This is a genomic window from Janthinobacterium sp. SUN211 (assembly GCF_030587315.1).
Taxonomy (GTDB): Bacteria; Pseudomonadota; Gammaproteobacteria; order Burkholderiales; family Burkholderiaceae_D; genus Janthinobacterium; species Janthinobacterium kumbetense.
In genome coordinates this window covers 44,296-56,479 of sequence record NZ_JAPWIC010000008.1, presented here as the reverse complement: position 1 = coordinate 56,479, position 12,184 = coordinate 44,296, and the positions used below count along the sequence as shown (strand labels likewise).

The following is a 12,184-nucleotide window of genomic DNA, read 5'->3' as shown; positions in this document are numbered from 1 at the left end:
ACGAAAAAAAGCCAGGCAGCAACTTCCTGCCTGGCTTTCCCGTGGTGAGGATGTTGCTATTGGTTAAAACTCTTCCCATTCGCTCTCGGCGCCGGCATTGCTGCGGCGTGCCGGCGCGGCCGCGACGGCCTTGCGCGCGGGCGCGGGCCGGGCTGCGGGGGGCGCGATTTTCGCCGCCGCTGGTGCCGCTGCGGTGCGTACCGGCGTCAGCCTGGCTGCGCTGGCGACATGGTTGCCGGTTTTAAAGAAGCCCACGACGTGGGCCAGCTCGCCCGCCTGTTCCTGCATGCTTTGCGAAGCGGCTGCCGCCTCTTCCACGAGGGCCGCGTTTTGCTGCGTCACTTCATCCATCTGGGCAATGGCCATGTTGATCTGCTCGATGCCGATGGTCTGCTCGTGCGTGGCGGAAGTAATCTCTCCCATGATGTCGGTCACGCGCACGATGCTGTCGACGATGTCGCCCATGGTCTGGCCTGCTTCATTGACGAGGCGCGAACCCGTGTCCACGTTGGCGACGGACGCGGCGATTAATTCCTTGATTTCCTTGGCGGCCGAGGCCGAACGGTGGGCCAGGTTGCGCACTTCCGTGGCCACGACGGCGAAGCCGCGTCCCTGTTCGCCCGCGCGCGCCGCTTCCACGGCCGCGTTCAAGGCCAGGATGTTGGTCTGGAAGGCGATGCCGTCGATGACGCCGATGATGTCGACGATCTTGCGCGACGATGCATTGATGGTGCCCATGGTGTCGACCACTTGCGAAACGATGCTGCCGCCGCGCACGGCCACTTCCGATGCGCTTTTCGCCAGCTGGTTCGCCTGGCGCGCATTGTCCGCGTTCTGTTTCACGGTCGAGGTCAGCTCTTCCATGGCCGACGCCGTTTCTTCCAGCGAACTGGCTTGCTCTTCCGTGCGCGAGGACAGGTCGAGGTTGCCGGCGGCAATTTCGCTCGACGCTGTGGAGATGGCCTCCGTGCCGTGGCGCACTTGCGCCACCACGCCCAGCAGGCTCGTGTTCATGGCTTTCAGGGCGCCCAGCAGGCGGCCCGTTTCATCGCTGGAATTGACGACGATGTGCGACGACAAGTCGCCCGAGGCCACGGTTTCGGCCACGCTGACGGCCGCATTGATGGGCTGGGTGATCGAGCGCGTGATGATCCAGGCAACGAAGGCGCCCAGCAGCACGGCCACGCTGCCCAGGGCTATCATGGAGGCGCGCGCGCTCGTGCTCAGCGTTTCGGCGTCCGTCGCCGCCTGCGCCGCCTGCTGCGCTTCATACGCGACCAGGCTGTCGAGCGCGCCCAGCACGATCTTCAGGCTCGGTGCCGCCTGCTGCGTCAAAAAGGCGATCGCTTCTTCCGTCTGGCCCGCATTGCGCAGCTCGATGACCTTGTTGTTCAGCGGCGCGCCCGATTTCAGGGCCGCGTCCAGTTCGGCCATCAGCGCCGTTTCCTTGTCCGTCGAAATCTTCTTTTGCAAGGTTTCCTTGGCGGCGCCGTATTTCTTGCGCGCTTCGCCGATCTTCGCCAGTTCCGCCTGCACCAGCGCTTCCGTCGGCGCCACCACAATGCTCGTGATCGCCAGGGTAATGTTGCGCACGTTGTCGCTCATGGTATTGGCGGCCGCCATCTTGACGTTCTTGTCGGCCACGATGTCGTGCGTGCGCGCGCTCAGTTGCCCCATGGAATACAGGCCGACGAGCAAGACGGCCACCAGCAGGCCGAGGACGACAGCAAACCCGATCCCGAGCCGGGTGCCGATTTTGAATTGTGTGAGTGACATGATTGCTTTCGTGTTGCGGAAGTGAAGGAAAACGTCGACAGGCCAGGGCTACGGGTTTATACGTAAGGGCGACCAGCCTGTAATTGTTCCTCAAAATTCCGCACTGCAATACAAAAACTTGTATCAAGTCCCCGAAAAGTTTAAAAATTGGTAGCAAATTAAATAAGTTGTCGTGTGGAAACAACGAGCACGGCGCCGGATGCGGACTCAGCTTTCCGGAAACACGTGCGTGGCCAGGAAGTCGATGAAGGCGCGCAGTTTCGGCGTCAGGTGGCGGCTGCTGGGCCACAGGATGCGAAAGGCGCCGTCGTGCCGGCGGTGCGCGTCCAGCACCGGCTGCAAGCGGCCGCTAGCGAGCGCCGCGCGCACGGCAAAGTCGGGCAGGGCGGCGATGCCCAGGCCGCTTTCGGCAAAGTGCAGCAGGGTCTCGACATTGTTGCAGTTGAGCAGGGCCGGCAAGCCCGCCGCGTGCAAGGCGGGCCATTCGGCCAAAGGCCAGGCCTCGACCTTGCCGCTGCTGGGAAACTTGTACAGCAAACAAGTGTGCTGCGCCAGGTCGGCGGGCAGCGCCGGCGTGCCGTTGCGCGCCAGATAGGCGGGCGCGGCCACCAGCTGCAGCTGGAACTGGCCCAGCTGGCGGCTCATCAAACGGCTGTCGGCGCTTTCGCCCGCGCGCACGACGGCGTCGTAGCCTTCCTCGATGACGTCGACCCGGCGGTCGCTGAAATCGAGGTCGAGCTCCACCAGCGGATAGGCGCGCGCAAAGGCCGCCAGCACGGGATTGAGCAGGCTGCCCACTTGCGGCAGGCTGACGCGCAGCCGGCCTCGGGGCGCGCTTTTGCTGTTCGACAACTCCAGCTCGGCCGCCTCGACCTCGCCCAGGATACGCCGGCAGCGTTCGAGAAACACGGTGCCTTCGCTCGTCAGCGCGATGCTGCGCGTGCTGCGCTGAAACAGGCGCACGTCCAGGCGCTGTTCCAGCCGCGCGATGCTCTTGCCCACGGCCGAGGCGGAAATGCCCAGCACCCGGCCCGCCGCCACGAAACTGCGCGTTTCGGCTGCCTGCACGAAGGCCGTGAATCCCGCCAGGTTATCCATGTTGTCCCCGTTTCATCACCGTTGATTGCGGATGCCAGCGTCCGCACAGAAAGAAACTATAGCCTGTTTTTCTTTGATCGCGCCTGGCTTACCTTGGCAGCCTGATCATTTGAAAGGCTCAGCCATGACGTACAACTTCTCTCCTGCGGCCTTGTCCGGCCGCATCGATGCCTTGCTGGACCTTGTTTTGCAGCAGCAGCGCCTGGCGGGCGCCGTGGTGCTCGTGCGCCACCGTGGCCAGGACGTGTATCGCCGCGCGGCCGGCCACCTGGACCGCGAGGCGGGCACGCCCATGGTTGAGGACGCCGTCTTTCGCCTGGCGTCCGTCAGCAAACCCATCGTCTCGACGGCCGCGCTGGCGCTGGTAGGGCAGCAGCGCCTGGGCCTGGACGACCTGGTGGCGCGCTGGCTGCCGTATTTTGCGCCGCGCCAGCCGGACGGCGCCGTGGCGGCGATGACCGTGCGCCACTTGCTCACGCACACGGCCGGCCTCGATTACGGCTTTTTCCAGCCGCCGGGCGGCGCGTATGCGCAGGCCGGGGTGTCGGACGGCATGGATGCCTCCCGCATGACCCTGGCAGACAACCTGCGCCGCCTGGCCACCGTGCCGCTCGCGTATGCGCCGGGCGAGCGCTGGGGGTATTCGATCGCCACCGACGTGCTGGGCGCCGTGATCGAAGCGGTGACGGGCTTGCCGCTGGCGCACGCCGTGGCACAGTTGGTAACGGCGCCGCTGGCCATGCGCGGCACGGGTTTCCTGGCGATGGATCCGGCGCGCCTGGCCGTCGCCTATGCGGACCGCGCAGCGGGAGAATCCCGGCCGCGCCGTTTGCTGGATGCGGGGGAAGACCGCTTGCCGTTTCTCGATGGCATGGCAGGTTTTACCTTGTCGCCGGCCCGTGCCCGCGATGCGCACGCCTACCCGTCCGGCGGCGCCGGCATGGTCGGTTCCGCCCCCGACTTCATGCGCCTGCTGGAAACCTTGCGGCTGGGCGGCGCACCGCTGTTGCCGCCGGCGCTGGCGCGCCAGATGGGCGAAAGCCAGACGGGTGATTTCGACTTGCCGTTCTGGCCCGGCCGCGGCTTCGGCCTGGGTTTTACCGTGCTGACGGACCCGCAACTGGCCGCTACGCCCGAGTCGGCTGGCAGCTGGCGCATGGGCGGCACGTATGGCCATTCGTGGTTTGTTGACCCTGCGCAAGAATTGTCCGTGGTGGCGTTCACGAATACGGCATTGGAGGGCATGGCGGGGCCGTTCGTGACGGAGCTGTGCCAGGCAGTGTATGGCGTGGAGCAGGGGCAATGACCCGCCCGCATCCCATCGTCTTCCTCGCGCTGGGCTTGTTCGGCGTGTATTGCATCGAGTTTGGCGTGGTGGGTATCTTGCCGATGATCATGCAGCGCTATGCCGTGACGGCCGCGCAGGCGGGCTCGCTGGTGAGCCTGTTCGCCCTGGTGATCGCCGTGGGCGGCCCCTTCCTTGTGCTGCTGGCCACACGCTGGCGCCGCAAGCGCGTGCTGATCGTTTCCCTGCTCGTGTTCGCGCTGGCCAGCGCGGCGTCCGTCTATGCGCCCCGCTTCGAACTGCTGCTGGCGCTGCGCATCGTGCCGGCCCTGTTCCATCCCGTGTATTTCTCGCTGGCCATGGTGGCGGCCGCCGCCCTGTATCCGCCACGCGAGGCGGCGCGGGCCGGCGCGCATGCGTTCACGGGCACCAGCATGGGCATGGTGCTGGGGATTCCGCTCACCACCTGGATTGCTGCGCAGTATGGCTATGAGGCATCGTTCCTTGCCTGCGCCCTCGTCAACGCCCTGGCCGCGCTGGGGCTGTGCCTGTTCTTGCCGGACACGCCGCGCGAAGCGCCGATGGCGTATGGCCGCCAGCTGGCCGTGCTGCGCAAACCCGCCTTGTGGTTCACCATTGCCGCCGCCGTGCTGGTGTTTTCCGCCATGTTTGCCGTGTATGCGTATGCGGCCGCTTACCTGCAGCAGGTGGCGGGCTTGTCGGCGCGCCAGACGGGGCTGGCGCTGGTGGTGTTTGGCGTGGGCGGCGTGGCGGGCAATCTGTACGCGGGGCGCCAGCTGGGCACGCATGTGCTGCGCACGGTCGTGCTGCAGCCACTGCTGCTGGGGCTGGCGTACTGGCTGCTGTACCGCCACGCGGGAACTGGTCTCGGCTGGGTGCCGTTGGCCGTCTTGCTGCTGTTCTGGGGCGCGGCGCACACGAGCGGGCTGATCGTCACGCAAGTATGGCTCAGCAGCGAAGCGCGCGAGGCGCCCGCGTTCGCCATCGGCGTGTATATCGCCGCCATCAACCTGGGCGTGACGGTGGGCGCGCTGGCGGGCGGCGTGGCCATCGCCCGCTACGGCATGCAGGGGGCGCTGGCTTGCGGCGGGCTGTTCGGTGCGCTGGCGCTGGGCTTGATCTTGCTCAAGGCGTGGCGCTACCGCCCATCGTCAGTCTTGAATATGGTTGGGGATGCGAAACAGTAGATCCGTGTCGCCGATGTCCACGCCCGCCTGCGACAGCAGGGTGCTGGCCTGGCCCCGGTGATGGGTCTGGTGATTGAAGAAATGCATGAGCAGGCTGAAAAATTCGCGCCGGTTCGGCCCCTTGCTGTTGCGGTAATCGAGCATGTGGTCCAGGTCTTCTTCGCGGATGGAGGCGGCCCAGTCGACGATGAGCTGGTCCAGCCATTGCCGGTGCGCATGCATGGCGGCAAAATCCTCGGCCGCGAACAGCGGGTGCGTGAGCGACGCGGGCGGCGTGATGGCGCGGATGGGGTCGAGCAGGGGGAAACCGGCCGGATGCTTCGCATAGCGCTGCAGCCACAGGGTATCGCCCACCATCACGTGGTTCAGGGTGGCCAGCAGGGAGCCGAAGAAGGCGCCCCGTTCGCGGCTGAGCTCTTCGGGCGGCAGGCCTGCCGCCGCCGCGTAGACCTTGGCATTCATCCACTGGTTGTAATCGGCCATCAGGCAAAGGTGGGCGCAACGGCTCATGCTGGACTCCTTCAGTGGATGAGTGACTATGTTAAACGGATTTCAGGAACGCCCGTATGCCGGCGAGCAACATTTCAATGGCCATCGCCGTCAGGATCAAGCCCATCAGGCGTTCAAACGCCGTCATGACCCTTGGACCGAGCGCCCGTTGCAAGCGTTCCGCGCACAGGAAGACGGCCAGCCAGACGGCGGCCACGGCTGTCAAGCCCGCCACGTGGGCGATGACGTCGTTCATTTCATGCGAGGAAAACAGCAAGACGGTCGCCAGGGCCGACGGGCCGGCCAGCGCGGGGATGGCCAGCGGCACGATGAACGGTTCGCCGCCCATCTCGTGGTCGCTATTGCCGGCGTTGGGCTGTGGAAACACCATGCGCATGGCGATCAGGAACAGGATCACGCCGCCGCCGATGCGCAGGGCCACTTCCGACAATTGCAAGGCGTTCAGGAAATGGCGGCCGAAGAACATAAACAGCAGCAAGATGCCGAAGGCGATCATGCACTCGCGCACCACGACTTTCCAGCGCCGCTCGACCGGCACACGCTTGAGGGCATTGACGAACAGGGAAACGTTGCCGAACGGGTCGGTGACGAGCAAGAGCAGGATAAAAGTCTGGAAGAAATTCTGTGTCATGGTGGTGTGATTGAGGTCAACACCGCTGCCAGGATGGGCGCGGTGCGATAAGGCTTGCGATGATAACAAGAGCGGCGGCTATCGCCCATGATTATTGATGCATAGCAGCATTTTTTTTACGCAGCGATGACTTTTGCCTGGTAAAACGCGGTGGGCGTGGTGCCGAAATGCTTCCTGAACATGGCGGTGAACGCACTTTGGCTCGTGTAGCCATTGTCCATGGCCACGTCGATGACCTTGCTGCCGTGCGCCAATTGTTCCAGCGCCCGCAGCAAGCGCGCCTGCTGGCGCCACTGGCCAAAGCGCATGCCCGTCTGTTTCTGGAACAAGCGGTGCAGGCTGCGCTCGGTGATCGCCAGTTCCTGCGCCCAATGCGCCACCGTCTGCTGCTCGCCCGGCTGCTCCATCAGCCGCGCGCAAATGCCGCGCAGGCGCGCATCGATGGGCAGCGGCAGATACAGGGGCAGTACGGGCAGGCTGTCGAGCTCGTGCAACAGCAATTGCAGCAGATGCCAGTCGCGGCTGCCTTCCGTGAAATCGGGCGCGATGTCGACGGCCGCCACGATCAGTTGCCGCAGCAGGGGGCTGATGTCGAGCACGCAACTGTGGCGCGGCAGCAATGGCGAGCTGGCGCAATCGATGAAGACGGTGCGCATTTTCACGGCGCCGCTCATGCGCACCTGGTGCGCGATGCCGGGCTGCAGCCACACGCCGCGCGTGGGCGGCACCACCCAGCGTCCGCCCTGCGCTTCGATGGTCATCACGCCTTCGATGGCGTACAGCAATTGCGCATGCGTGTGGCGGTGCACGGAAATCACGTGGCCATGCGCATAGTCGACGGCCAGCGCCATGGCGCGCGCCGTGACGGGCAGCAATTCCTGAAAGGCGGCGGAGGAACAATCCATGAAAGAGGGTCAGTTTTGCGACAGGTATGGACATCTTAGCGCGAGAAGGCGCCGCGCGCCTGCGGCATGATGGTTCCCCCGCAACTATTCCTGGAGTGACACATGCCCGTGCGCGCCTATCTGTACCCGTTCCTGGCCATGCTGCTGTGGGCCGGCAACGTCGTCGTCTCGAAGCTGGCCGCGTCCAGCATCGCCCCCACGGCCATCACTTTTTACCGCCTGGTGCTGGTCTTGCTGGTGATGACGCCGTTTATCGCCCGCCCCCTGTGGCGCAACCGCGCCGCCCTGCGCCGCCAGTGGTGGCAGCTGGCCCTGTGCGGCGTGATGTCGATGGCCCTGTTCCAGAGCCTGTCCTACCGCGCCGCCGAATCGACGACGGCGACGAATATGGCCATCGTCACGGCGCTGGCGCCCCTGATGACAGCCCTGCTCAGCGTGCTGCTGCTGGGCGAACGCCTGACGCTGGGCATGGCGGCCGGCGGCGTGCTGTCGTTTGGCGGCTTGCTGTACCTGGTGGGGCGCGGCGACGTGCTGGCCTTGCTGCAGCAGGGCGTGCATGCGGGCGATGCGCTGATGCTGCTGGCTTGCTTGATCTTCGCTTTGTACGGCGTGCTGCTGCGCCGCTGGCGTTTATCCATTCCTGCCTGGCAAGCCATTTATTGCCAGGCGCTGGCGGCGCTGGCGTGCATGCTGCCGCTGTTCCTGCTGTTGCCGCCCGGCAGCGCCAGGCTGGACGCCACCACCTTGCCCCTGATCGGCTATGCGGGCATCGGTTCGTCCATCGTGCTGTCCTACCTGTGGATCGAAGGCGTGAAACTGCTGGGGCCGAACCGCTGCAGCATTTACGTCAACCTGCTGCCTTTGCTGACGGCTTTGCTGGCCATCGTCTGGTTGCACGAAAGCATGCATGTGTACCACCTGGTCGGCGGCGGGATTTCGCTGCTGGGCGTGCTGCTGGCGCAGACGGTGCAGCGGCCCCTGTGGCGCCAGCGTCCTCGCGTGTCCGGTCTTGCCTGAATGGCCATGCATAATGGCGGTTTTTCGGCAGTGGAGTTGACATGCGGCAAACATTTTGGATGAGCACGATGGCGGCGCTGCTGGCGCTGGGAAATGCGGCGCCGGCGCAGGCGGCGCGTTTCTATGAAGGCGTCCCCATGGCCACCGCCAAGGTTGTCGAGCGCCGCGATGGCGGCGTGGTGCTGGCTTTCCTGCGGGAAAACGGCGAAGTCAACGGCTACTATTGCCAGTGCAAGGGCATCAGCGACAAGCGCATGAACCTGGACAAGTATGGCAAGGCCAGCATCGCGGCCGTGTTCCAGGTCGACCTCGACAGCGAAGGCGAAACGACGTTCGTGCTTAGCCGCAGCGCTGGCAGTGGCACGGCGTATGGTTTGCATGCTTACCGCTACGAATCCAGCGGCGGCAAGATGTTCAAGGTGGTGACCTTGCAGCCCACCCTGGACGCCCTCGTGCGCGGCGCCAAGGTCATGGATGAAGCGCGGGTGCGCGCCGCGCTGGGCCGTTTGCAGCTGATCGACTACAGCATCGATTACGCGCCCACGGGCGTGGCCGAATTCGACGCCATCGAGCATGGCCATGGCACCCTGGTCGGCTATTTCAATATCGATGGCGAGTTATTGCCCGGCAAGCCGGCCGATAAGCCCGCATTTGCCTATAAAAAGACTTTCCAGGAGAAAGACGGTCATTTCCTCACGGTCACCTATCTGCTGGGCAAGGGCTGGCAAGGGGGGCGCGCGCCCAGTTATCACGCCAAGTGGATCACCTGGGAAACGCAGCCGCAGCATTTTGCCGCCAGCCAGGATGGCTTGTTTATCGAATATGACGTGAATTGCTGCGTGGGCAGCGTGTTTGCCCGCGGCCAGTATGCGCATGGCAAGCGTATCGGCGTATGGCACTACGAAGAGCCGAACACCATCCGCTCGTCTGGCGCCTTTGTCGACGACAAAGCGGAAGGACCATGGACGTATGAAAGCGGTGATGAAACGACGACGGGACAGATGCTCAAGGGCCAGCGCACGGGCCGTTGGGAAGTGAGCCCTGGCGTGGCCGAATGGCGCGAAGCGGACATGCACAGCTTCACCGGTTACGACCATTTCGTGAAAGATCGCCTGGATGGCCCCAGCGAGCGCCGCATCGATGGTGTGGTGCAATGGCAGGGCAACTATGTGAACGGCAAGAAGCAGGGCCAGTGGGTGGAACCTGGCGGTGGCGGCCGTTATGTCGACGACGTCAAGCAGGGGCCGTGGAAGAAGGCGACGCCGGACGGCGGCAGGCAAGTGCTGACCATGCTCGATGGCAAACCGGAAGGCAAGCTGGAACAATACGGGGCCGATGGCCAGCTGGAACTGGTCGAACATTACCGCCTGGGCAAGCTGGAGGGGCCGATGGAGAGTTTTTATCCGGATGGCAAGCGGCGCTACCAGGGGGCGTTTGTCGACGGCGAGCGCGATGGCGCGGAAACCCTGTTTTATCCCGATGGCGAATTGCCGCAATTTCACCGCAACTGGCAGCAGGGCGTGTTGCATGGCGTCAACCTCGAGAATTTCCAGAACGGAAAACCGAAGCAGATCGGCGCCTACGACATGGGCAGGAAAACGGGCCGCTTCCAGTATTTCCGCGACGATGGCCAGCTGATCGAAGAAACCATGTATTAACTTGCTGACTAGCATAAATGGCATTCCGCCGCGACCGCGCACGACAGCGGAATGCCAGTTCTGCGCAAAAAACATCATCCACTTGTTACAAATCGTGAAAATCCATGCTGGATGTTGCTACTGGTAATCTTTCCCTGTATCTTGCAGTCAGGAAATTAAAAGTACGGGAAACCTCAACCTCGTTGCCCTGTATTGCACTCCTGACGATATGCGCGGGCCGCCTTCCCCCCTGCTGCCGCACACGCCGTATCGACCTGTCCTGAACAATTCACGTGACCCGCCCATCTGGCGTTTGCCGCTATCTCGTCCGGCATGCGCAGGCATGGTTGCGCCCTTACCAAGGAAACTGCATGTTGTCGAACATAACAATAAAAATGCGCCTGATCGCCACCATGAGTGTGCTGGGCTTGCTGATCGCCGTACTGGGCGTCATGAGTATCATCAGCCTGAAATCGGCCAACAACAGCCTCAACGAGGTCTACAGCAATCAGCTGGCATCGACGCAAGCGATCGGCGAATCGCAAATTGCCCTGGGCCGCGCCCGTTTCACGATGGATCGCGTGATGGTGCACCCGGATGCGCCGGATGCCAAGGAGACCCTGGCCCGCGCGGAACAATTCCTGGAAGCGTCCAACAAGTCCTGGAAGGTGTACCTGGGCTTGCCGCAAAGCGCGGACGAAAAGCGCCTGTCCGACGACATGGACAAGAAGCGCAGCGACTATATCAACAATGGCGTGCTGGTCATGAGCAAGGCTTTGCGTGAAGGCAACATCGAGCAAGCGGACGGCTTGATGATGAAGGGGCTGACGCCGCTGTACCGCACCCTGGACCAGGCCGCCGAAACATTGACCCAATACCAGGCCACGTCGGCCGCCGCGATGTATGCGGAAAGCCAGTCCAGCTACCACACGCAGGTGACCATGGCCATCGGCGGCATGATCGTCGGCGCCTTGCTGACCATCATTTCCAGCATCCTGCTGCTGCGTGCCATCTTTGGCCCGCTGGACCAGGCCTTGCGCCATTTTGGCGCCATTTCCGACGGTAACCTGGCCAACGACATCGTCATCACGCGCCACGACGAGATGGGCGCCTTGCTGACGGGCTTGCAGAAAATGCAGGAACGCCTGTCGAGCACCGTGCGCGGCGTGCGCGACGGCAGCGGCGCCATCGCCACGGCCAGCAATGAAATCGCCTCGGGCAACCTGGATCTGTCGAGCCGCACGGAGCAGCAAGCGTCGAGTCTGGAAGAAACTGCGTCCTCGCTGGAAGAGCTGACTTCGACCGTCAAGCAGAATTCCGACAATGCGCGCCAGGCGAACCAGCTGGCCGTCTCCGCATCGGACGTGGCCGTCAAGGGTGGCGCACTGGTGGCGCAAGTGGTCGATACCATGGGCACCATCAGCGAATCGTCGAAAAAGATCGCCGACATCATCGGCGTGATCGATGGCATCGCCTTCCAGACGAATATCCTGGCCCTGAACGCGGCCGTGGAAGCGGCCCGTGCCGGCGAGCAAGGCCGTGGCTTTGCCGTCGTCGCCACGGAAGTGCGCAACCTGGCGCACCGCTCGGCCAGCGCCGCCAAGGATATTAAAGTGCTTATCGAAGCGTCGGTGCAGAACGTGGGCGCCGGCAGCGCGCTCGTCAGCCAGACGGGCACGACGATGGATGAAATCGTCTCCAGCATCCGCCGCGTGACGGACATCATGGGCGAAATCAGCGCCGCCGGCCGCGAGCAGGAACTGGGCATTGGCCAGATCAATCAAGCCGTGGCGGAAATGGATACCGTGACGCAACAGAATGCGGCGCTGGTGGAAGAAGCGGCGGCGGCCTCGGAATCGATGCAGGAGCAGGCGGCGGCGCTGGCCGAAATGGTCAGCATTTTCAAGCTCGACGCCAACCATAGCGGTCCGGCAGCGGCCAAGCCTGCCTTGCGCAAGCCTGTCGTGGCCGCTGCCAGCACGGCCTTGAAACGCCCGGCGCTGCGCCTGGCGCCGGCCGGTGCCGCTGCTGCCCCTGCCGCCGCCGCCAAACCGCGTCCGGCCAAGCCTGCAGCGGACAACAGCGGCGAGTGGGAAGAGTTCTAAGTTACTGCTTGC

At 64.1% G+C, this 12,184-nt stretch carries 10 protein-coding genes; 5 read left to right on the top strand and 5 right to left on the bottom strand.

Annotated elements, in window-relative coordinates:
- Nucleotides 1–63: 63 nt before the first annotated feature.
- Together O3301_RS23285 and O3301_RS23280 are read right to left on the bottom strand one after the other, a co-directional pair.
- Entirely contained in the window at nucleotides 64–1,776 is a 1,713-nt protein-coding gene (locus tag O3301_RS23285; RefSeq protein ID WP_305057629.1) for a methyl-accepting chemotaxis protein, read from the bottom strand.
- A gap of 207 nt (nucleotides 1,777–1,983) precedes the next feature.
- Nucleotides 1,984–2,874, bottom strand: a complete 891-nt coding sequence (locus O3301_RS23280) for a LysR family transcriptional regulator (protein ID WP_305057628.1) — start codon at nucleotides 2,872–2,874, stop codon at nucleotides 1,984–1,986.
- Between the two features lie 124 nt (nucleotides 2,875–2,998).
- On the opposite strand from O3301_RS23280, the gene O3301_RS23275 reads away from it, so the two are divergent.
- Together O3301_RS23275 and O3301_RS23270 are read left to right on the top strand one after the other, a co-directional pair.
- Complete coding sequence (locus tag O3301_RS23275; RefSeq protein ID WP_289919938.1) at nucleotides 2,999–4,180, top strand: serine hydrolase; 1,182 nt, start codon at nucleotides 2,999–3,001, stop codon at nucleotides 4,178–4,180.
- Nucleotides 4,177–5,367 (top strand): MFS transporter, encoded by a 1,191-nt coding sequence (locus O3301_RS23270; RefSeq protein WP_305057627.1) that lies wholly within the window; start codon nucleotides 4,177–4,179, stop codon nucleotides 5,365–5,367. Before O3301_RS23275 ends, O3301_RS23270 begins: the two co-directional genes overlap by 4 nt.
- Here the strand turns inward: O3301_RS23270 and O3301_RS23265 are convergent.
- The 3 genes from O3301_RS23265 to O3301_RS23255 form a co-directional block, all read right to left on the bottom strand.
- Nucleotides 5,332–5,877: a DinB family protein gene (locus O3301_RS23265; protein WP_305057626.1), complete on the bottom strand. Its 546-nt coding sequence runs from the start codon at nucleotides 5,875–5,877 to the stop codon at nucleotides 5,332–5,334. The genes O3301_RS23270 and O3301_RS23265 overlap by 36 nt on opposite strands.
- Before the next feature lie 31 nt (nucleotides 5,878–5,908).
- Nucleotides 5,909–6,508: a MarC family protein gene (locus O3301_RS23260; protein ID WP_077398149.1), complete on the bottom strand. Its 600-nt coding sequence runs from the start codon at nucleotides 6,506–6,508 to the stop codon at nucleotides 5,909–5,911.
- 116 nt (nucleotides 6,509–6,624) lie between these two features.
- Nucleotides 6,625–7,413: a helix-turn-helix transcriptional regulator gene (locus O3301_RS23255; protein ID WP_289900497.1), complete on the bottom strand. Its 789-nt coding sequence runs from the start codon at nucleotides 7,411–7,413 to the stop codon at nucleotides 6,625–6,627.
- Between the two features lie 102 nt (nucleotides 7,414–7,515).
- Between O3301_RS23255 and O3301_RS23250 the strand changes: the two genes are divergently transcribed.
- The 3 genes from O3301_RS23250 (at nucleotide 7,516) to O3301_RS23240 (ending at nucleotide 12,172) form a co-directional block, all read left to right on the top strand.
- Nucleotides 7,516–8,430 (top strand): DMT family transporter, encoded by a 915-nt coding sequence (locus O3301_RS23250; RefSeq protein WP_305054725.1) that lies wholly within the window; start codon nucleotides 7,516–7,518, stop codon nucleotides 8,428–8,430.
- Between the two features lie 41 nt (nucleotides 8,431–8,471).
- Nucleotides 8,472–10,088 carry a toxin-antitoxin system YwqK family antitoxin gene (locus O3301_RS23245; RefSeq protein ID WP_305057625.1) on the top strand — a complete coding sequence of 539 codons (1,617 nt, stop codon included), beginning with the start codon at nucleotides 8,472–8,474 and terminating at the stop codon, nucleotides 10,086–10,088.
- A gap of 350 nt (nucleotides 10,089–10,438) precedes the next feature.
- On the top strand, nucleotides 10,439–12,172 hold the full coding sequence (locus O3301_RS23240; RefSeq protein ID WP_305057624.1) for a methyl-accepting chemotaxis protein: 1,734 nt from the start codon (nucleotides 10,439–10,441) through the stop codon (nucleotides 12,170–12,172).
- Nucleotides 12,173–12,184 lie beyond the last annotated feature (12 nt).

Bases quoted from the DNA above. Each gene is read 5' to 3' on its own strand.
- O3301_RS23285 (WP_305057629.1), bottom strand. From the start codon at position 1,776: ATGTCACTCACACAATTCAAAATCGGCACCCGGCTCGGGATCGGGTTT.
- O3301_RS23280 (WP_305057628.1), bottom strand. From the start codon at position 2,874: ATGGATAACCTGGCGGGATTCACGGCCTTCGTGCAGGCAGCCGAAACG.
- O3301_RS23275 (WP_289919938.1), top strand. From the start codon at position 2,999: ATGACGTACAACTTCTCTCCTGCGGCCTTGTCCGGCCGCATCGATGCC.
- O3301_RS23270 (WP_305057627.1), top strand. From the start codon at position 4,177: ATGACCCGCCCGCATCCCATCGTCTTCCTCGCGCTGGGCTTGTTCGGC.
- O3301_RS23265 (WP_305057626.1), bottom strand. From the start codon at position 5,877: ATGAGCCGTTGCGCCCACCTTTGCCTGATGGCCGATTACAACCAGTGG.
- O3301_RS23260 (WP_077398149.1), bottom strand. From the start codon at position 6,508: ATGACACAGAATTTCTTCCAGACTTTTATCCTGCTCTTGCTCGTCACC.
- O3301_RS23255 (WP_289900497.1), bottom strand. From the start codon at position 7,413: ATGGATTGTTCCTCCGCCGCCTTTCAGGAATTGCTGCCCGTCACGGCG.
- O3301_RS23250 (WP_305054725.1), top strand. From the start codon at position 7,516: ATGCCCGTGCGCGCCTATCTGTACCCGTTCCTGGCCATGCTGCTGTGG.
- O3301_RS23245 (WP_305057625.1), top strand. From the start codon at position 8,472: ATGCGGCAAACATTTTGGATGAGCACGATGGCGGCGCTGCTGGCGCTG.
- O3301_RS23240 (WP_305057624.1), top strand. From the start codon at position 10,439: ATGTTGTCGAACATAACAATAAAAATGCGCCTGATCGCCACCATGAGT.